Genomic DNA, 19217 nt, shown 5'->3' with positions numbered 1-19217 from the left:
GCCGGGCCATGAACAGCCTGAGCGCATTGGCGCCGCTGCGGGTGGAGCATGCGGGAGAGCTGCACTGGCACGCCGCGGCCGAGCTGCTGGTGGTCGGCTTTGGCGGCGCCGGGGTCTGCGCCGCCATCGAGGCCGCCAGCAGCGGCCTCAGTGTGCTGGCCCTGGACCGCTTCGCCGGTGGCGGCGCCACGGCGCTCAGCGGTGGCGTGGTCTATGCCGGTGGCGGCACGCCCTACCAGCAGCGCGCCGGCTACCCGGACAACAGCGAGGCGATGTTCAACTATTTGCGCCAGGAAGTCGGCGAGGCGGTATCGGCCGACACCCTGCGCGACTTCTGCGAGCGCAGTGTCGAGCAACTGGCCTGGCTGGAGCGCCACGGCGTGGCCTTCGAAGCCAGCGTGCCGCCACAGAAAACCTCCTACCCCAGCGACCGTTACTACCTCTACTACTCGGGCAACGAAGCGGTGCCGGCCTACGCCGCGCAAGCCACACCCGCCCCTCGCGGGCACCGCGCCAAAGGCCCGGGCATGTCCGGTGCCAGCCTGTTTGCGCCGCTGCGCGCCAGCGCCCTGAAGCTCGGCGTGCGCCTGCGCAGCCAGTGTGAAGTGCGCCAGCTGGTGGTCGACAACCACGACCGGGTGCTCGGTGTGGTGGCCTGGCAACTGCCTGCCGATAGCCGCGCCGCCCGCCGCCATGCACGCCTGGCGCGCTGGGTCAGCGTCCTGCAGATGTACGCCCCGGCGCTGGCCGAGGTGCTGCGCAAGCGCCTGCGACAGATCGAGCAGCGCCATGCCGTGCGCACCCTGATTCGCGCCGAAAAAGGCCTGCTGCTCAGCTGTGGCGGTTTTATTTTCAACCGCGAGCTGGTGGCCCGGCACGCGCCGCAGTACCTGGCCGGCCTGCCGCTGGGTAGCAGCGCCTGCGATGGCAGCGGCTTGCTCCTGGGCCAGAGCGCAGGCGCCAGCCTGGCGCGGATGGACAAGATCAGCGCCTGGCGCTTTATCAACCCGCCGCTGGCCTGGGCCCGCGGCATGATCGTCAACGGCCTGGGCCTGCGCTACTGCAATGAAGAGGTGTACGGCGCCACCCTCGGCCACGCCATGGTTGAAGAACAGCGCGGCAAGGCCATCCTGATTCTCAACCGCGCCCTGGTGCGCCAGGCGCTCAAGCAGGTCGGCCCGGGCAAGGTGTGGAACTTCCAGCGTTTGCCGGTGCTGCTCAACCTGCTGTTCAACGCCAAACGCGGCAACAGCCTGGAACAGCTGGCCGAACGCTGCGCCTTGCCCGCCGGCAACCTGCGCCAGAGCGTGGCGCAGTACAGCAGCGCGGCCCGAGGCGAAATCGCCGACCCGCTGGGCAAGTCGGCGGCGATGCTCTGCCCGCTGGACAGCGGCCCCTGGTATGCCCTCGACCTGTCCTATGACAGCCGCCTGTTCCCCTGCCCGGCCCTGACCCTGGGCGGCCTGCGCGTCGACGAGCGCAGCGGCGCGGTGCTCGACCGGCACGGCGCGCCGATCGCCGGGCTGTACAGCGCCGGGCGCAATGCCGTGGGCGTGGCCTCCAACCTGTATGTCTCCGGCCTGTCCCTGGCCGACTGCATTTACTCCGGGCGGCGCGCTGCGGCGCATATCGCCGCGCACGCCGCCCGCAACCCCGCACCATCAGGAGAACAACCATGCAACGTGTAGAAGGCAAAGTCTGCATCGTCACCGGCGCCGCCAGCGGTATCGGCCGCGAGGACGCCCTGCTGCTGGCCAGCCAGGGCGCCCGGGTGGTGCTTACCGACCTCAATGAACAGGCCGGTCGCGAAGTTGCCGCGCAGATTGGCAGCAAGGCGCTGTTCATCCGCCACGACATCGCCAGCGAAAGCGACTGGCAGCAGGTGGTCAAGACCACCCTGGAGCACTTCGGGCGCCTCGATGTGCTGGTCAACAACGCCGCCATCCTGGTGGCCGGCACCATCGAGGACACCTCGCTGGAAACCTGGCAGAGGGTCCAGAAGATCAACGGCGACGGTTACTTTCTCGGCTGCAAATATGCCATTGAAGCCATGAAGGACAGTGGCGGCGGCTCGATCGTCAACATGTCCTCGGTGGCCGCCCTGGGCGCCATGCCGATGTTCTGCGCCTATTCGGCCTCCAAGGGCGCGGTGGCGGCGATGACCCGCTCCATCGCCCTGCACTGCAAGCAGCAGGGGTATCGCATCCGCTGCAACAGCGTGCACCCGGACGGCGTCAACACGCCGATGACCCAGGCCCTGGCCGGTGGCCAGCCGATCGACCAGGCGCTGCTCGACCAGGACCCGATGAACCGCATGTGCGCGCCGCGCGATATCGCCAACGTGGTGCTGTTTCTGGCCAGCGACGAATCGAACTTCGTCAACGGCGCCGAACTGCGGGTGGACAACGCGCAATTGATCAGCGGCATTTGAGGCGACGATGAACATGGGCATGCAAGCGCTTGGGCAGGACTCGCTGGTGTCGGCCAGCGGCAGCTATCGGCTGCAGGTTTGCGCGGTGATCGACGAAACCGCCGATGCGCGCTCGCTGGTCCTGGAGGTGCCGGCGCAACTGCGCGAGCGCTTTCGCTACAAGCCGGGGCAGTTCCTGAGCTTTCGCGTGCCCTGTGCCGGCAAACTGCTCACCCGCTGCTACTCCATGGCCAGCTCGCCGCTGTGCGATGCCCGGCCCAAGGTGACCATCAAGCGGGTTGCCGACGGGCGGGTGTCGAACTGGATGAACCAGCAGGTGCAGGTCGGTGACTGGCTCGAAGTGCTGCCACCGGCCGGGCACTTCTGCCTGGATGAACGCCTGGCCAATGACCCTTCACGGCCACTGGTGCTGTTTGCCGGTGGCTCGGGTATCACCCCGGTGATGTCGATCCTCAAGTCGGTGCTGCACAGCGGCGCTCGATCCATCAGGCTGGTGTATGCCAACCGCGACGAAGCCTCGGTGATCTTTCGCGACGAGCTGCGCCAGTTGAGCCAGGATCACCCGCAGCGCCTGCAGGTGATCCACCTGCTCGATTCACTGCAGGGCTTTTTGCGCGACGCCCAGGTCCAGCAACTGGTCGGCGAAATGCGCGGCGGCGACTACTTCATCTGTGGCCCGGGGCCGTTCATGGACACCGTCGAGCGCAGCCTGCTGGCCCTGGGCGAAGCTGCCACGTGCATCCATGTCGAGCGCTTCGTCTCGCCGCCCGACCCGGATCAACTCGCCGCGCAAGAGGCCGTTGCCCGCGCCGTCAGCAGCGACTCGGCCTGTGAGCTGCTGCTGGTCGAGCTCGACGGCGAGCAACACGAAATCCGTTGCCAGCCCGGCGATACCCTGTTGCAAAGCTGCCGGGCGGCGGGCCTGGACGTGCCGTCTTCGTGCGAAGAAGGCTTTTGCGGGGCCTGCATGTGTACGGTGCTCGAGGGTGAAACGCATCTTTCGCGCAACGATGTGCTCAGCGCCCGCGAGCTGGAGGAAGGCTGGACCCTGGCCTGCCAGAGCCGGCCACTGGGCGCGCGGGTGCGCTTGCGCTTCCCCGGCTGAGGGCCGGTGCCCGCTAGTCTCATCGGACGATCACTGCGGCCCCGACTGCGGTTAGACTCGGCGCCAGCAGCCCCACAACAATAAGACAGAGGTTCAGTTATGGCTCGTTTGCACAACAAGGTCGCCGTGGTTACCGGCGGCGCATCGGGTATCGGCCTGGCGTGCGTGCGCCGCTTCATTGCCGAGGGCGCCGAGGTCGTCGGCCTGGACATTGGCGAGACGCCGGCGGACTTCCCCGGCCTGTTCATGAGCCTGGATGTGCGCGATGAAACCCGCGTGCAGCAGGTGATGAGCGAAGTCATCAGCCGCTTCGGGCGTATCGATGTGCTGGTCAATGCCGCCGGCGTCGCCGACCAGGGCAGCGTGACCCAGACCAGCACCGCCAACTGGCAGCGGGTGCTGGACATCAACCTCACCGGCAGCATGCTCACCAGCAAGCACGTGCTGGCGCAGATGGAGGCCCAGCGCAGCGGCTCGATCATCAACATCGGTTCGATCTTCGGCCTGCAGGGCTGCGACGGCAACGTTGCCTATAACGTCTCCAAGGGCGGCATCAACCAGCTGACCCGCTCGATGGCCATCGACTACGGCTACGCCAACATCCGCGTCAACGGCCTGTGCCCGGGCCTGATCGAAACGCCGATGACCAGCATGGTCCGCGAACAGCAGGCATTCCACGCCTTCTTCGCTTCGCAGCACATGCTCAACCGTTCCGGGCAGCCGGACGAAGTGGCCAACGTCGCGCTGTTTCTTGCCTCTGACGAAGCGTCGTTCGTCAGCGGCCAGATGATTGCCGTGGACGGCGGTTTCTCCGCTGGCCGCCGCTTCGCCCCGCCTAGCGCCTGACCCGCGGTGCCGGGCAGCCTGCCCGGCGCTTTCCCTGCTCATTCATCCTCAGCCTGAGGAGGCATCATGCTGCCTGTCGAAAACGCTCAGACCATCGCCCAACTGTTCGCCCGCGCCGCCCGGGACTACGGCGACAGCCCGGCCATCGAAGACGGCGGGCAGCGCATCAGCTACCGCCAGCTCGAGCTGTTGCGCCAGCAGGCCGCCCGCGCCCTGCTCGCCCTGGACGTGCAAGTGGCCGACCGGGTGGCAGTGTGGGCGCCCAACCTGTGGGAATGGATCGTTGCCGCCGGCGCCCTGCAGAGCATCGGCGCCACCCTGGTGCCGTTGAACACACGGATGAAAGGCAGCGAGGCCGGGCACATCCTGCGCGAGAGCGGCACCTGCGTGCTGTTTTGCATCAGCCGCTTTCTGGATAACGACTACCCGGCCATGCTCGCCGACCAAACCCTGCCGGCCCTGCGCCAGGTGATCAGCCTGCGCCCGGCAGAGCCGCGCCACGGCGGCCTGGCCTGGGAGGCGTTCATGGCCCTCGCCGAGCAAGTGCCGCAGGCGCTGTTGCAGGCCCGCGAGCAGCAGGTCGGGCCGCAGACCCTGTCCGACCTGTTGTTTACCTCCGGCACCTCCGGCAAGCCCAAGGGCGTGATGACCGCCCACGGCCAGAATCTGCAGGTGGTGCGCGACTGGAGCGAGATCGTCGGCCTGCGCCGGGGCGATCGCTACCTGATCGTCAACCCGTTCTTCCATTCCTTTGGCTACAAGGCCGGCTGGCTGGCAGCGCTGATGCGCGGCTGTACCATCATCCCGCAGCAGGTGTTCGAGGTGCAGGCGCTGCTCGACTGCGTGCAGCGCCAGCGCATCAACATCCTGCCCGGGCCGCCGACCCTGTATCAGTCGCTGCTGGCCCACCCGCAACGCCAGAACTACGACCTAAGCTCCTTGCGCGTCGCCGTCACTGGCGCCGCCGCGATCCCGGTGGAGATGATCGGGCGCATGCGCGAGGAGCTGGGCTTTGCCACCATCGTCACCGCCTACGGCCTGACCGAAGCCTGCGGCTTTGCCAGCATCTGCCGCCCCGACGACAGCGCCGAGCGGGTCGCCAGCACCAGCGGCCGGGCCATGCCAGGGGTTCAGATCCGCTGCGTCAACAGCAGCGGCGCCAGGGTGCCGGCCAACGTGCCTGGCGAGGTGTTGATCCGCGGCTACAACCTGATGCACGGCTACCTCAACGACCCGCAGGCAAGCCTCGAAGCGGTGGATGCCGACGGCTGGCTGCACACCGGTGACATTGGCGTGCTGGATGAACAGGGTTACCTGCGCATCACCGACCGGCTCAAGGACATGTTCATCACCGGTGGCTTCAACGTCTACCCGGCGGAGATCGAACAGACCTTGCTGCAGTACCCCGGGGTGGCCCAGGCGGCGGTGATTGGGATTGCCGATGAACGCTTGGGGGAAGTGGCCATGGCCTTCTTGCTGGCGGTGCCTGGACAGGTGATCGACGTGGCGCAGTTCAATACCTGGTGCCGCGAGCAGATGGCCAACTACAAAGTGCCGCGGCGGGTGCAAGTGGTCGAGGCCTTGCCGCTCAATGCCACGGGCAAGGTGGCCAAGCAGGTATTGCGCGGCTGGGTGTGAGGGCTGCTATGCAGCCCATCGCCGGCAAGGCCGGCGATTGAGCCAGAAGGGGTCGTAATCCAGACACCACCTGATGCGTTGCCAGTCCCACAGGGCGATGAATCCGATTTTACTGTGGGACGCTTCCGAATCCGTTCGACGGTGCGCCAAGGCGTGAATGCCAGTGCTAGGTTCCGGGCCTCTTTGCCCAAGGAACCTGCGCATGACAAGGACGCCCTCTTCCGTTTTATCCCCTGCTCCGGCGATAACCGCCACCAGTTCCACCTTGCAGCCAGGCTTCTACATCGTGCCGCGCGGCATGTCAGGCACCCAGGATCGTTGGCTGGCGCTGCAGGTGTTGGAATGGGAGGAGAATGGGTGGGGGATGTGATTTTTGGACTAACAAGGCCATGAGCGGGTTCTGGTATTCATGGTGGGCTATCGCTTTCATGATTTCTCCGTTCACGCTTGCGTTCATCGGTTTAGCGATGAGTATCCAGATCACCTGCGGCCGTGACTTCAATGTCATGCTCTCGGCACTACCAAACAGCTGGCGGCTTCAAAATCGAACCACCAATTTTGGCAACGCCAGCTTGAGGTCACGTTGGCATCTGGTAAACACAGTCAGCGGCGCCATGCTTTATCCCGGGTTCTGCATCCGCAAAGGGCTGTTCGATCCAGGTGAACTGCAAGAATTCCCGGCCCCTCTCAAGCGTAAGATGATCATCTCTTCCTGGTTGTCTATTGTTGGCTTTGCATGGCTGATGATAGGCGCAGGATTGCTAAAGCTCAGCAATGGATAAAGGGATGAGGGGCTTGCCGGCAATCAAGCACGCAGCGGACGTAGTTCCGGCAATATTGATTTGCGGGCTGGACTGGCCTCATCGCGGGTCAAGCCCCCCGCAGGGGTTGTAATCCGCCGCTCAGATCACCCGCGCCGGATGTTGCTGGCGCGGGTCGCCGAGCAAGCCGCGATGGGAAGGCGGCTGGCGCCCGCCCGCTTCGCTGATGCCATACCCAGCGGCTATCTCGGCAGTGATCAGGGTTTGCCCGGAATAGCGCATCAACTGCGGGTCATTGAGCAGCGCATGAATCACCCGCCCATTGAACTGCGGGGTCTCGGCATCGGCAAGAAACGCCTTGTACTGCTCGCCATGCTGCTCGCCGGCAATCCGCGTGCGCTCGGTCAGTTGCGGGCCTAACCATAGCGACACGGCGGCGACGCCCTGGCCTTCGAAATCGATGGCCATGTCGGCGGCCAGCTTGTCGCAGCCGGCCTTCTGCGCGCCATAAGCCGGCCCATGCATGTAGCAGCCAGCGCCAAACGATGAGGTGAAACACACCAGCCCCTGGCGGCTGCGCAGCAACAGCGGCGCGCCATGGTAGCTGGCGACATAGGCTGAACGCAGGCCGACGTCGAGGATGCCCGCCAGCGCCAGCGGTTTGCTCCAGAACGGCCCCGGCTCGATCAACTGGTCATGGATGAACGCCGCGTTGTTGACCAGCAGATCCAGGTGCCCGCATTCGCGCTCCACCCGGGCGAACAGCGCCTGCACCTGGGCATCGTCGGCGTGATCGCAGGTCACCGCGATGCCTTGCCCGCCCACCGCGCTGATGGCCTCGGCGGTGGCCTGCAGGTCGCCGTCCAGGGCATGCCCGTACAAATGTGAACCGCCCTGCCCGCGGGCCCGGCCGGTAACGTAAACGGTCATGCCGGCCGCGCCGAGGGCCAGGGCGATACCCTGGCCGACACCGCGGCTGGCGCCGGTGACCACGGCAACCTGCCTGTGTTGTGTACTCATGGGGTGCATCCTCAAGAAACCAGCGCCGCCTGGGCCTGGTGATTACTGGCTAACGCGCCGATATGGTTGGCGGCCAGGTAGCCGAAGGTCATGGCCGGGCCGAGGGTCGACCCCGCCCCCGGATAGGTACGGCCCATCATCGATGCGGCGCTGTTGCCAATGGCATACAGGCCGAGGATCGGTTGGCCGTCCTCGTGCAGCACCCGCGCATGCACATCGGTGAGCAAGCCGCCCTTGGTGCCGATATCGCCGGCATCGACCCGCACCGCATAGAACGGTGCCTGCAGCAACGGCGCCAGGCACGGGTTGGGCTGCACACCGGGGTCGCCGTAATAGCGGTCGAACAACGACTCGCCCTTGGCAAATTCCTCGTCGCGACCCAGGCTGGCCATGGCATTGAAGCGCTGCACGGTACGCGCCAGGCCTGCGGCATCGACCCCGATGCTGGTCGCCAGGGCTTCAAGACTGTTGGCCTTGTGGAAGTAGTCGCGCAGGTGCCGGGGCAACTGCCAGTCGCGCTGGGCATAGCCCGGCAACAGCGCGCCACATGGGTATTTACGCCGGAAGCTGGCGTCGAAGACCATCCAGCACGGCACGCTGCTGGCGCCTTCGCGGTTGTTGGCGTACATGGCGTAGACGATGTCGGTGTACGGCGCCGCTTCGTTGACGAAGCGCTGGCCCGCGGCATTGACCAGCACGCAGCCGGGCAAGGTGCGTTCGACAAACAGCGCGCGCTGCTTCTCTTCGCCCTGCACATGGGTGGTCGGCGCCCACCAGCTGTGTTCCATCAGCGCGGTGCGCGCGCCCACGGCCTGGCCGGCGCGAATGCCGTCGCCGGTGTTGTGCGGCGGCGTCGCGCTCCAGCGCGCTTGCGAGGGCTGCGGGTGATACTGTTCGCGCATCGCCTGGTTACGCTCGAAGCCGCCGGCGGCGATGATCACCCCGTGACGCGCCTTGATCCTCAACAGCTTGCCGTCACGGCGCACCTGGGCGCCGCCGATGCGTCCGTCGACGATCAGCAGTTGCTCCAGCGCGCAGTCGAGCCACAGCGGCACCTCACGGTCGAGCAACGAGCAGCGCAAGGCGCCGACCAGGGCGTTGCCCAGGGTCAGGAAGCGATCACGCTTCGACAGCTTGCGGCCCGTGCGGTCGCGCCAGTAGCGCCACATCACCCGCAAGGTCAGGCGCAGCCAACCCTTGCCGCGACACAGCAGCACCTGGGCTTCTTTCATGGTCATGGCCATGCGACCCATCATCAGCGTGCCCGGTGACGGCGCGCGCATCTTCAGGAACTCGTCGCCCAGTTGCGCCGCGTCGAACGGCAAGGGGTCCATAGAGCGGTAGCCAGGCTTGCCGCCCGGTACTTCGGGGTAGTAGTCGGCATAGTGCGGCTGCGCCTCGAAGCGCACCCGCGAGTGTTGTTCGAGGTATTCGAGCATGCGCCGGCCCTGCTCGACGTAGGTTTCGATACGCCCGTCGTCGATCTCGCCCTGGGTGACGGCCTTGAGGTAGGCGACGGCCTCCTCGGCCGAGTCGTGCCCGCCCAGGGCGCTGATGCGCGGGTTGTTGGGGATCCACACACCACCGCCGGACACCGCCGAGGTACCGCCGTATTCGCTACTTTTTTCGATCACCAGGGCCTTGAGCCCCAGGTCATGGGCGCGCAGGGCGGCGGTCATGCCGCCGGCCCCCGAACCGATCACCAGCACGTCGCAACAGTGGTCCCAGTCGATCCCGGCTTCGTTCATGTGCTCACCTTGTAAAGGGCAATGGACAACAGGCCGCGCCGGCGGTCGGCCGGGGGCATTGGTCATTGATTGTTCGATGCCCGGCACGGGCCAACATCGTCCGATGGGACTAGCGCCAGCGTCCGGCGCACGTGGCGGCATCGCTTAGTCCGCTTGGACGATGTTGCGCCGCCAAGGGGATTCCATAGTCGCCTCCAGCTTCACCTCCCACCTTGAATACAGCGGTCGGGCAGGTCTGACCGCGGCATGAGGACGACATGATAAAAACAACAATCGCCCCACCTTCACTCAATACCTGCGTGCGCCTGGGGATGCTGATGCTGGCCGGCGGCCTGGGCACCCCGGCCAGCGCCCTGACCTTTCAGGCCAACGATGACCTGAGCATCGACTGGGACACCACCCTCACCTACAGCCTGGCCTGGCGTACCGAGGGCCGCGACCACAAGCTGGTGGCCAACGCCGACGGCAACGATGGCGACAACGCCTTCGACCGCGGCAGCCTGATCAACAACCGCGTTGGCTTTCTCACCGAAGCCAACCTCAAGTGGCAGGACAACTACGGCCTGTTCGTGCGCGCTGCCGGCTTCTACGACAACGTCTACGACCAGGGCAACGACAACAACAGCGGTGCCTCCAACTGCCTGGCCAGCGGCAACTGCCGGCGCGCCGACCGCTTCTCCCAGGACACCATCGACCAGCACCGCGACGACCTGCGCCTGCTCGACGCCTATGCCTACGGCAGCTGGGACGTTAGCGGCCACAACCTCAACCTGCGGGTCGGCGATCAGGTGGTGAGCTGGGGTGAAAGCCTGTTCTACCCGGGCATCTCTGCGGCCCAGAGCCCGGTCGATGCGACCAAGGCCACCACCCCCGGGGTCGAGGTCAAGGAAGTGCTGCTGCCGGTCGGCCAGGTGTTCGGCCAGTTCAGCCTGACCGAGGCCCTGGAGCTGCAAGCCTACTACCAGTACAAGTGGGAGAAGACCGACCTGTTCGGGGTCGGCAGCTATTTTTCCAGCACCGACCTGATCGACCGCGGCGGTTTCAGCGACGCCTCAGGCTTCGTAACCCGCCTCAAGGACGACGAGCCCAGTGACAGCGGCCAGTACGGCGTGGCCCTGCGCTACACCGCCGAGTCGCTGAACAACACCGAGTTCGGCCTCTACTACTCGCGCTACCACGACAAGAACCCGTCGCTGGACTTCCAGACCGACCTGGGCCACTACCGCGTGCGCTACTTCGACAACATCGACCAGTACGGCGCAAGCTTCGGTACCGTGCTCGGCGACACCAGCATCGCCGGTGAGGTCAGCTACCGCGACGGCGCGCCGGTGATGGTCGACAACGGTTTCTCAAGCCCGGTGCGGGCGCAGACCCTGCAGGCCCAGGTGTCGATGATCCACGTGGTCGGCCCGACCGCCTTTGCCGACAACACCACCCTGGTCGGCGAGCTGGTCTACAACACCGTGCTCGACAACGACGCCTCGCCCCCGCTGACCCTGGCCCCCGGCCTGACCCTGCCGGGCACCGACAGCCTGGTGCTGGACCGCGACGCCTGGGGCTACACGGTACAGGCGACCTTCGACTACAACGACGTGTTCAGCGGCTGGGACATGTCGGTACCGGTCACCTACAGCAGCGCCGCCCAGCACGACAGCGCCCTGACCGGCTCGATCAATGCCGGGCAAGGCGATGAGCGCGCAAGCATCGGCACCACCTGGCGCTACCTCGGCAACTTCACCGTCGAAGCGCTCTACAACGCCTACCTGGGTAACGCCAACAACTCGCCCCTGGCCGACCGCGACAACGTCGCCCTCAACTTCAAGTACCGCTTCTGAAGCCCCTGATGGAGGAGCACCGCATGTCTACTCTCACGCATCCCTGGTTGCGCACCACCCTGGCGGCCGCCCTGCTCGGCGCAAGCCTGGCCCACGCCAATGTCAGCAATAACGATGCCGCGCGCCTGGGCCAGGACCTGACCCCGGTCGGCGCCGAGCGCGCCGGCAACGCCGATGGCAGTATTCCGGCCTGGACCGGCAAATGGCGCGGGCTGCCGCCGCATCTGAAATTCGCCGGCCCAGGCACGCCCTACCCCGACCCATACGCCGACGAAAAACCGCTGTTCACCATCACCGCGCAGAACGTCGAGCAATACGCCGCCAACCTCACCGACGGCCAGAAGGCGCTGTTCAAGCGCTACCCCAACTCGTTCAAGATCCCGGTCTACCCCAGCCATCGGGACTTCAGGGTCGACCAGGCCAGCGAAGATGCGCTCAAGCGCAACGCACTGAACGCCACGCTCAGCGCCGACGGCAACGATGCCCTCAACGCCTTCGGCGCCTCGCCGTTCCCGATCCCGAAGAACGGCAACGAGCTGATCCTCAACCACAACATGCAGGCACGGGCGGTCACCGAAGAGGCCAATTACCAGCAGGTGGTGGTGTATGCCGACAACAACAAGGCCCTGGAGAAGGTCAACTACAAGATCTACTCGCTGTGGTCCGACCCCAAGCAGAGCGCGCAAAGCGTCAACGGCGTGTTCACCGACTTTTTGCTCACCACCCTTGAGCCGGTGCGCAAGAAAGGCGAGATCATCGTCGGCCACGAATTCATCAACGCCGCCGCCCAGCCGCGCCAGGCCTGGCAATACACCCCGGGCCAGCGCCGGGTACGCCGGGCGCCGACCGTGGGCTACGATTCGCCCACCGGTGCCGGCGGCTTTCGCGTCTACGATGAAGACCGCCTGTTCAACGGTGCCACCGACCGCTACGACTGGAGCATCGTCGGCAAAAAAGAAATCTACATCCCCTACAACAACTACAAGATCGACAGCCCCGAGGTGAACACCGCGCAGATCCTCTCTACCAGCGGCCATATCAACCCGGAGCTGATGCGCTATGAAAAACACCGGGTGTGGGTGCTGCAGGCAAGCCTCAAGCCATCTGCCCGGCACATCTATGCCAAGCGCCTGATCTACATCGATGAAGACAGCTGGGCGGCTACCCTGGCCGACAACTTCGACGCCCGTGGCCAGCTGTGGCGCACCAACATGCAGACCTCGGTGTATGCCTATGAGATCCAGCGCTTCCACGCGCGCCTGGGCATTTATCACGACCTGATCGCCGGCTCCTACCTGGTCGATCGCCTGCTCGATGAGCAAAAGCCGGCCAAGCTCAACGCCAGCAACTTTGCCGCCGACGAGTTCACCCCCGGCAACCTGCGCAAGCTCGGTACCCGCTGAGCCCCAGGCACGCCGCCCTGCTCCCGAGCGCTACGCTCGGGAGCAGGCGTTTTCGCTGCTGGCGAAGTACAATGGCCGCCGTACTGCCCGCGCATCCCCGCGCGCGGCCCCGCCTTTGAACGATCAATGGATGATCCTGGTGAAACCCCTCAAGAACCGTTTTCTCGCCATCGCCATGCAGGTGGAGCTCAACCTCAGCATCTGGACCGGCGGCCTCTACATGATCTGGGTGCTGTTCGACCGTGATGCGACGCGATACTTCGAGACCTACGCAGTGTTTGCCATCGTCAGCCTCTGCCTGTTCTTCTTCACCGCGCTGTTCGTGCGCTGCCCGGAATGCAACACCTCCATGCACCACCTGTACAAGCCGGGTGAAGGGCTGTTGATGCACCGCGGCTTCCTGCCTCACGAGGTCTTCACCCAGAAGCTGATCGAGTGCCCCAAGTGCAACCAGGTGGTGAAGTTTCGCGATTAGCGCAGGCTGATAACGATTTTGCGCGCAAGCATGCCCACCAACATACCGGCGAGGGTCAGCAGCACATCGGCGCTGAACTTTGCCGAGTAGTCAGGCGCATAAATACGGTCATGGCTGTAGAAAGTCGGGCCGGTGTTGAACAGCGCGTGGTAGCCATTGGGAAAGAACGCCACCGCGCACAGCACCACGATCAAGCCCAGGGTCCAGGCGCCGGTGCCGTCGTAGGACTGGCTACGAAACCAGAGCAGAATCCAGGTGAGCACGGCGGCCAGCAGCGGCGTCCAGAACTGCGAAGTGAGGGCGTTGTAGAATTCCAGGGTGAAGTACATGGGCTTGCTGAGTCCTTTCGGTGATGCCAGTGAAGATGGTTGGATGACCCGCGTTGAAACGCGGCGGCATGCTATCACGCCGGGCACCGCGCCGGCGCTTCTGCTGGGCTTCAGCCCTGCGGCGCGATATCGGCCTTTTGCAGTCGGTCCAGCCCTACCCCGTAGTAGAACGAAAACGGCCGCCCGGCCTGATACGCGTAGTCGCCACACATCTCGCGCAGGCCCTGGCGCCCGGCGTCGGCCATGTCGAAGGGCTGGTAGGGGTGCTCGCCGAGTGATCCGAACTCAATCGTCAGCCAGGTCGCGCGAAACTTGCCGTAGGACATCTGGCTTCCCATGCTGACCTTCAGCCCTCCCGCCTCGAGGCGCTCGCGCAGGTCACGGTCGTCAAAGTACAGGCTGGCAGGCACGCGCAGGGTCAACTTGTCGTGGGTGAGAATGTCCATGCCGCCCTGCAGTTGCGCGCTATCGGCCTTGAAGCCGGTAATGACGAATGGCAAGGCGCTCTGCACGAAACTGTCGAGCTGGCAGCTCACCTCGGCCTTGACCGTGCTGCTACCGGCAAAGGCATGGCGCCGCTCGCTGTCGCTGATGCGGGTATCGAGGCTCGTTTCGTAGGGCAAGTCGAACCACAGCGGTATGACCTTACGCCCCATCGCGACGACGTTGGCAGGTGCCGGGCCGATTTCCCTCCCCGCGGCGTTCAGGCGCTTGGCCTGACTGTAGTCCAGCTGCAATTGCACGCTGGAGACCACCGCCTTGCGCGCCTGCAGGATGCTATCGAGCTGGCCGGCCAGGGCCTGGCGTTGCGCGGCGCTCAGGGCAGGCTCAGGGCCGCGCAGCACAAGGGTGTCACTGTGCTGGGGATCGAGTTCGATCTGCAGCCGTTGCGTATCGATGTGCTGGGTGGCCAACAGCTGCTCGACGGCCTGGCGGTAAACCTCGTGCACTTGCCCGGCGTCACCGCGAGGATGGGCACCGCCCTGGAACTGCAACTGCGCCAGCACCACCCTGGGCTCCTTGAACAAGGCCACAGCGAGCAGTGCACACAACCCGATACCCGCACCCACCATCAGCTTCCCTGCCGCACTTCGACTCATTACAAGCCTGCTCCTTGACCAAGACATCCACAGTACACCTGCGGGCGCGGATGATAACCGCCATTAGCGCTTATTGCTTGTGCGGCAAACGCCATTGTTACTGTTTCACCAATAAAGCTTCTCAGCCCCGGGCGTTTATCCGCAAACACCCTCGGCCTAAACTGAAATCAGTTTCCAGGCCAAGCCCCTGCCCCGCTTCCCAGCTGACCAGCGCTGCCTATCAGGCGTTGATGCTGCCAACTTAATTCCCCCTGAGCCTTGCGCACTGCGTGCGTGCAATGCCTATGACTAACGGAACGTATAAACAATGACGGATGACCCTCGAACGCAAACCCGGAAGTTTGCCACGACCGCGAGCGTGCTGTTTTCCCTGCTGGTTCTAGTGATATCGCTGGCGTTGCTATATGGCGGCCTCAAACTGGTGATACTGGGAGGATCAACTTATTACTTGATCGCCGGCCTTGCCTACTTACTGCTGGCGGCACTGTTTTTCTGGCGCAAACGCAGCGGCATTACCCTTTCCGTGGTTATCGCCCTTGCAACCTGTGCCTGGGCATTTTACGAAGTGGGCCAGTTTAGTTACTGGCAACTGCTGCCGCGCCTGGTGGTTCCGGCGATTATCCTGACCCTGAGCCTGTGGGTCGGTGCTGCGTTCCCAGGTACTGCAACGAACACCCGGCGCCTGGCCAACGGCAGCGGTTTTGTCGTGTTTGCGGCGCTGATCGCAACCTTCGTTGCTGCGTTCTATCCGCACGGTGCGATCTCCAACCCGGTCGCCACTGCCGGCGCTCCCGCACCTCTCGCGCCCGCCTCTGCGCCTGAAAACTGGGAATTCTTTGGCCGCAGTGCATCCGGCACGCGCTTTGCGCCGTTCAGCCAGATCACTGCGGAAAACGTCAAGGACCTGCAAGTGGCGTGGATCTACCGCACCGGCCGCAGGACCACCGGCAATGGCGCCGGTGTCGACGAAAACACCCCGCTGCAGATCGGCAACGTGCTGTATTCGTGCACCCCGGAAAACCTGATCACCGCCCTCGACGGCGACAGCGGCAAGCCGATCTGGAAATTCGACCCGCACGCCAGCAGTGCCGAGCACGTCACCTGCCGCGGCGTGGGCTATTACGACATCGACAAGGACGACAGCCTGAGCACTGAGGTCAAAGCCTCCTACAACGATCAGCAACAATGCCGTCAGCGCATTCTGGTGTCGTCTGTCGATGCGCGCTTGTTTGCCCTCGATGCGCACACCGGCAGCCTGTGCCCGAACTTTGGCGACAACGGCTTCGTCGACCTGAAAAAAGGCATGGGCCCGACCGAGAACAGCAAGCGCTATCACCCGACCTCCCTGCCGGTGGTCATGGGCCACCTCACTGTGGTCGGCGGCTGGGTCCGCGACATCGTCGGCAAAGAACCTTCCGGCGCGGTGCGGGCCTTTGACGTACTCACCGGTGCGCTGGTGTGGGCCTGGGATATCGGCGCGCCTGAGGATGCGGATACCACCGCCGCCGATCACGCCTTCACGCTGGAAACCCCTAACGTCTGGACCGTTCCGACTTTCGACAAGGAACTGAACCTGGTCTACCTGCCAACCGGCAACGGCCCGCCCGACTATTGGGGTGGCGACCGCAACCAGGCCAAGGAAGAGTATGGCTCGGCCGTGGTTGCCGTCGATGCCTCGACCGGCAAAGCGAAATGGGTTTACCAGACCGTTCACCACGACGTGTGGGACTACGACCTGCCATCGCAGCCGGTGCTGTACGACATCAAGAATGCCCAGGGCGAAAAAACCCCGGTGCTGATCCAGACCAGTAAAACCGGCAACATCTTCGTACTGGACCGCCGCACCGGCCAGCCGGTTACCGAAGTGCAGGAGCGCCCGGTGCCGACTGCACCGGCTGCAGAAGGCGAACACCTGGCGCCCACCCAACCGCACTCGGTGGGCATGCCGGTGATTGGTGCCGAGCCACTGACTGAAAAGTCCATGTGGGGCGTGAGCACCTTCGACCAGCTGTACTGCCGCATCATGTTCAAGGACTCCGTCTACGTCGGCCCCTTCACCCCGCCAACCGAAAAACCCTACATCGAATGGCCGGGCTTGCTGGGCGGCATGAACTGGGGTGGCATTTCCATCGACGAAAACACCGGCATGATGTTCGTCAACGACATGCGCGTGCCGCTGCGCATGGCCCTGGTTACCAAGGAAAACACCAAGAAGTTTAAAGTCTCGACCGACGAGGTGCCTGGCTTCATGGGCACCATTCGCCCGCAAGTTGCCGGCATCTATGGCGGGGTGAAAATCGACATCCTGCAGTCGCCCCTGGGCGTACCGTGCAACAGCCCGCCGTTTGGCAGCATGAGCGCCATCGACCTGAATACCCAGAAACTGGTCTGGCAAGTGCCGCTGGGCACTGTCCAGGACACCGGCCCACTGGGAATCAAAACCCACCTGCCGATCCCGCTGGGCATGCCGACCCTTGGCGGCCCGACCTCAACGGCGTCCGGCCTGGTGTTCTTTGCCGGCACCCAGGATTACTACCTGCGCGCGCTCGATTCGGCCACCGGTAAAGAAGTGTGGAAAGCCCGCCTGCCGGTCGGTGCTGTAGCAGCGCCGTTGATCTACCAGTCGCCGGCTACCGGCCGGCAATATGTGGTGATCTCGGCGGGCGGCATGAGCCATTCGCCGGATGTGGGCGACTACATCATTGCTTATGCGTTGCCGGAGGGAACGGGGAAGCAATAAGTTGCTTAGCGCCACGTAAAAATAATCCCCGGTATTCGGGGATTGTTTTTTTGAGGGGTTCATTTGAGCGGCTGATTGAACCGCCCCGCTGCAGATCACGCAAACTCCCAATCCCGCTCCAGATACTCAACCTCGGCAGGTAACAGCTCACGCAACAGCGCCAGGCACTGTTCGAACATCGCTATGTCGGGCAGGCGCAGTTCGAAGCCGATGGACAGGTTACTGATATGCGGGACCAGGATCCGGCGCTTGCGGTCGATGGTCAGGTAGCGATATTGCTCCCACCCGGGGCCATGTTCATGTTTCGCACAGGCTTCGGGCGAAGGCGGCACCATCTCGCGAGTGAACAGGATATAAGCGATAAACAGCGGCGTCAGCAACAACCACCAGGTGCCGGTTGCGACCGCCAGCCAGAGCATCAGCAGCGCCTCGATTACCACAACCACGACGATGGTGATCCTGGCGGCGCGATCGGAGCGCACGTACTTGCTGATGGTTATGCCGTCGCGGGTGAGCTGGAATGAGAGATGGGTTCTGACCGTTAATAACAGCAGCATCAGGACGTACATCACCGCGCATAGCCCGTAGACCCACTTGTCGGCGCCCAGCCAACTGAACATACCGGCCGCCCCAAGCACTGCGATGGTCATCGCCAGGATGCCATTGCGCAGGTCCCTGGGCGCAATCAGGCGCGTCTTGATCGACCAGTTCATCAATGCATCGGGCGGGTTTGCTGCAGCGCATTCGGCGGGGTCGGTCGGTTGCGGGCTTTGCACGGATATCCTTATCTTCGAAAACAACGCTGTCGCAAGTCACTCAAGCCCGTCGACGTCTCGAATAGAATTCGATCGCAACCAGTACGATGCCGGGTATTAGCAAGCCCAGACCGGTGTAAGCAAATGCAGGTTGCCCGGATAACCCCACGGCAATGAAGCCCGAGCCCATGGCAATCAGTGGCGCGCCGGCCAGGATGAAAGGCTTTTTGCTTGGGTTGGTCATGTCAAACCTCCTTGTTTTGTGGCTGCATGGCAGTCAGCCATGATGCACCATCTTAAACCAGATTACCGTTATGCTGCGCAACAGGACAATCAACACTCACGTTGAAAAGACAGGTCGTCAATGAAGCACATCAAGCTGATTCGCCACGGCGAAAGCGCTGCCAACGCAGGCCAAGCCAGTCGCGATCATGCGAGCATTGCCCTTACTCAAAAGGGAATCGAACAAGCGCAGCGGGTGGCCCATTCGTTCACCCAGGCGCCGCAATTAATTGTTGCCTCGCCATTCTTTCGAGCCCAGTCAACCGCCAGGGCGACGGCCACCGCCTTCCCTGCCGTGCCGTTCGAAACCTGGGCTGTGCAAGAGTTCACCTACCTAGAACCTGCGCGCTGTGCCGACACGACAGTGGCCCAACGTCGCAACTGGGTTGAAGCGTACTGGGCCAGATCAGACCCGGCATTCAGGGATGGTGCCGGAGCAGAGTCGTTTTTGGACTTCGTAGCTCGGGCGAAGGCATTCCTGGAACAACTTGCCGCGCATCCTGCCCAGGACATTGCAGTGTTTTCCCATGGGCAGTTCATCAATGCTGTTGCCTGGTTACTTGAGTACACGCCAGAGACACTGGATGGCCGGGCAATGACACAATGGCGGGCGTATGAAATTGCCAACCACGTGCCCAATTGTTATGGCTACGCGTTGTGCTGGAATTCGGACGATGCGAAGTTTCAGGCACAGGTCTGTGCATCGACCCAAACCAAGTTGCAGTGTTTTTATACCTGACCATTCCCCA

At 64.0% G+C, this 19217-nt stretch carries 17 protein-coding genes; 11 read left to right on the top strand and 6 right to left on the bottom strand.

The genetic code is table 11. The annotated features are described in order from the left end of the window. Positions 1-8 precede the first annotated feature (8 nt). The 6 genes from LOY37_RS10040 to LOY37_RS10015 all read left to right on the top strand — a co-directional run bounded on the left by LOY37_RS10040 (position 9) and on the right by LOY37_RS10015 (position 6802). Positions 9-1688, top strand: a complete 1680-nt coding sequence (locus LOY37_RS10040; protein WP_258716765.1) for an FAD-binding protein — start codon at positions 9-11, stop codon at positions 1686-1688. Continuing rightward, positions 1676-2431, top strand: coding sequence for a glucose 1-dehydrogenase (locus LOY37_RS10035; protein WP_258716764.1), 756 nt, complete (start codon positions 1676-1678; stop codon positions 2429-2431). The genes LOY37_RS10040 and LOY37_RS10035 overlap by 13 nt, the downstream gene beginning before the upstream one ends. A 13-nt stretch (positions 2432-2444) precedes the next feature. Continuing rightward, positions 2445-3536 (top strand): ferredoxin--NADP reductase, encoded by a 1092-nt coding sequence (locus LOY37_RS10030; RefSeq protein WP_258716763.1) that lies wholly within the window; start codon positions 2445-2447, stop codon positions 3534-3536. 99 nt (positions 3537-3635) lie between these two features. Continuing rightward, positions 3636-4382: an SDR family NAD(P)-dependent oxidoreductase gene (locus tag LOY37_RS10025; RefSeq protein WP_258716762.1), complete on the top strand. Its 747-nt coding sequence runs from the start codon at positions 3636-3638 to the stop codon at positions 4380-4382. 66 nt (positions 4383-4448) lie between these two features. Beyond that, on the top strand, positions 4449-6020 hold the full coding sequence (locus tag LOY37_RS10020) for a FadD3 family acyl-CoA ligase (protein WP_258716761.1): 1572 nt from the start codon (positions 4449-4451) through the stop codon (positions 6018-6020). A 389-nt stretch (positions 6021-6409) separates the two neighbouring features. Further along, the gene (locus LOY37_RS10015) at positions 6410-6802 is read left to right on the top strand and encodes a hypothetical protein (RefSeq protein WP_258716760.1); all 393 of its coding nucleotides are present in this window, start codon (positions 6410-6412) and stop codon (positions 6800-6802) included. Positions 6803-6922: 120 nt separating this feature from the next. On the opposite strand, the gene LOY37_RS10010 is transcribed toward LOY37_RS10015, so the two are convergent. Beyond that, on the bottom strand, positions 6923-7801 hold the full coding sequence (locus LOY37_RS10010; protein WP_195883611.1) for an SDR family NAD(P)-dependent oxidoreductase: 879 nt from the start codon (positions 7799-7801) through the stop codon (positions 6923-6925). 11 nt (positions 7802-7812) lie between these two features. Beyond that, positions 7813-9549 (bottom strand): FAD-dependent oxidoreductase, encoded by a 1737-nt coding sequence (locus tag LOY37_RS10005; protein ID WP_258716759.1) that lies wholly within the window; start codon positions 9547-9549, stop codon positions 7813-7815. A 257-nt stretch (positions 9550-9806) separates the two neighbouring features. On the opposite strand from LOY37_RS10005, the gene LOY37_RS10000 reads away from it, so the two are divergent. The 3 genes from LOY37_RS10000 to LOY37_RS09990 all read left to right on the top strand — a co-directional run bounded on the left by LOY37_RS10000 (position 9807) and on the right by LOY37_RS09990 (position 13262). Beyond that, a complete protein-coding gene (locus tag LOY37_RS10000) occupies positions 9807-11384 on the top strand; it encodes a DUF1302 domain-containing protein (protein WP_258716758.1) in 1578 nt (525 codons plus the stop codon). Between the two features lie 23 nt (positions 11385-11407). Next, on the top strand, positions 11408-12787 hold the full coding sequence (locus LOY37_RS09995) for a DUF1329 domain-containing protein (RefSeq protein WP_213601841.1): 1380 nt from the start codon (positions 11408-11410) through the stop codon (positions 12785-12787). A gap of 139 nt (positions 12788-12926) precedes the next feature. Continuing rightward, positions 12927-13262 carry a hypothetical protein gene (locus LOY37_RS09990; protein ID WP_143013296.1) on the top strand — a complete coding sequence of 112 codons (336 nt, stop codon included), beginning with the start codon at positions 12927-12929 and terminating at the stop codon, positions 13260-13262. Here LOY37_RS09990 and LOY37_RS09985 read toward each other — a convergent pair. Together LOY37_RS09985 and LOY37_RS09980 are read right to left on the bottom strand one after the other, a co-directional pair. Beyond that, positions 13259-13591 (bottom strand): hypothetical protein, encoded by a 333-nt coding sequence (locus LOY37_RS09985; RefSeq protein WP_123567500.1) that lies wholly within the window; start codon positions 13589-13591, stop codon positions 13259-13261. The genes LOY37_RS09990 and LOY37_RS09985 overlap by 4 nt on opposite strands. 110 nt (positions 13592-13701) lie before the next feature. Continuing rightward, positions 13702-14691 carry a hypothetical protein gene (locus tag LOY37_RS09980; RefSeq protein WP_258716757.1) on the bottom strand — a complete coding sequence of 330 codons (990 nt, stop codon included), beginning with the start codon at positions 14689-14691 and terminating at the stop codon, positions 13702-13704. A gap of 307 nt (positions 14692-14998) precedes the next feature. Here LOY37_RS09980 and LOY37_RS09975 point away from each other — a divergent pair, with 307 nt between their 5' ends. Continuing rightward, complete coding sequence (locus LOY37_RS09975; RefSeq protein ID WP_258716756.1) at positions 14999-17431, top strand: membrane-bound PQQ-dependent dehydrogenase, glucose/quinate/shikimate family; 2433 nt, start codon at positions 14999-15001, stop codon at positions 17429-17431. A gap of 95 nt (positions 17432-17526) precedes the next feature. Here LOY37_RS09975 and LOY37_RS09970 read toward each other — a convergent pair whose 3' ends face one another. Both LOY37_RS09970 and LOY37_RS09965 read right to left on the bottom strand, forming a co-directional pair. Beyond that, on the bottom strand, positions 17527-18207 hold the full coding sequence (locus LOY37_RS09970) for a hypothetical protein (protein ID WP_258716755.1): 681 nt from the start codon (positions 18205-18207) through the stop codon (positions 17527-17529). A 40-nt stretch (positions 18208-18247) separates the two neighbouring features. Then, complete coding sequence (locus tag LOY37_RS09965) at positions 18248-18430, bottom strand: hypothetical protein (protein ID WP_213601849.1); 183 nt, start codon at positions 18428-18430, stop codon at positions 18248-18250. Positions 18431-18550: 120 nt separating this feature from the next. Here LOY37_RS09965 and LOY37_RS09960 point away from each other — a divergent pair, with 120 nt between their 5' ends. Further along, positions 18551-19207, top strand: coding sequence for a histidine phosphatase family protein (locus tag LOY37_RS09960; protein WP_258716754.1), 657 nt, complete (start codon positions 18551-18553; stop codon positions 19205-19207). Positions 19208-19217 lie beyond the last annotated feature (10 nt).

Source organism: Pseudomonas sp. B21-012 (assembly GCF_024749305.1).
GTDB lineage: Bacteria > Pseudomonadota > Gammaproteobacteria > Pseudomonadales > Pseudomonadaceae > Aquipseudomonas.
The sequence above is the reverse complement of the archived record's forward strand: the minus strand, read 5'-3'. Positions and strand labels throughout refer to the sequence as shown.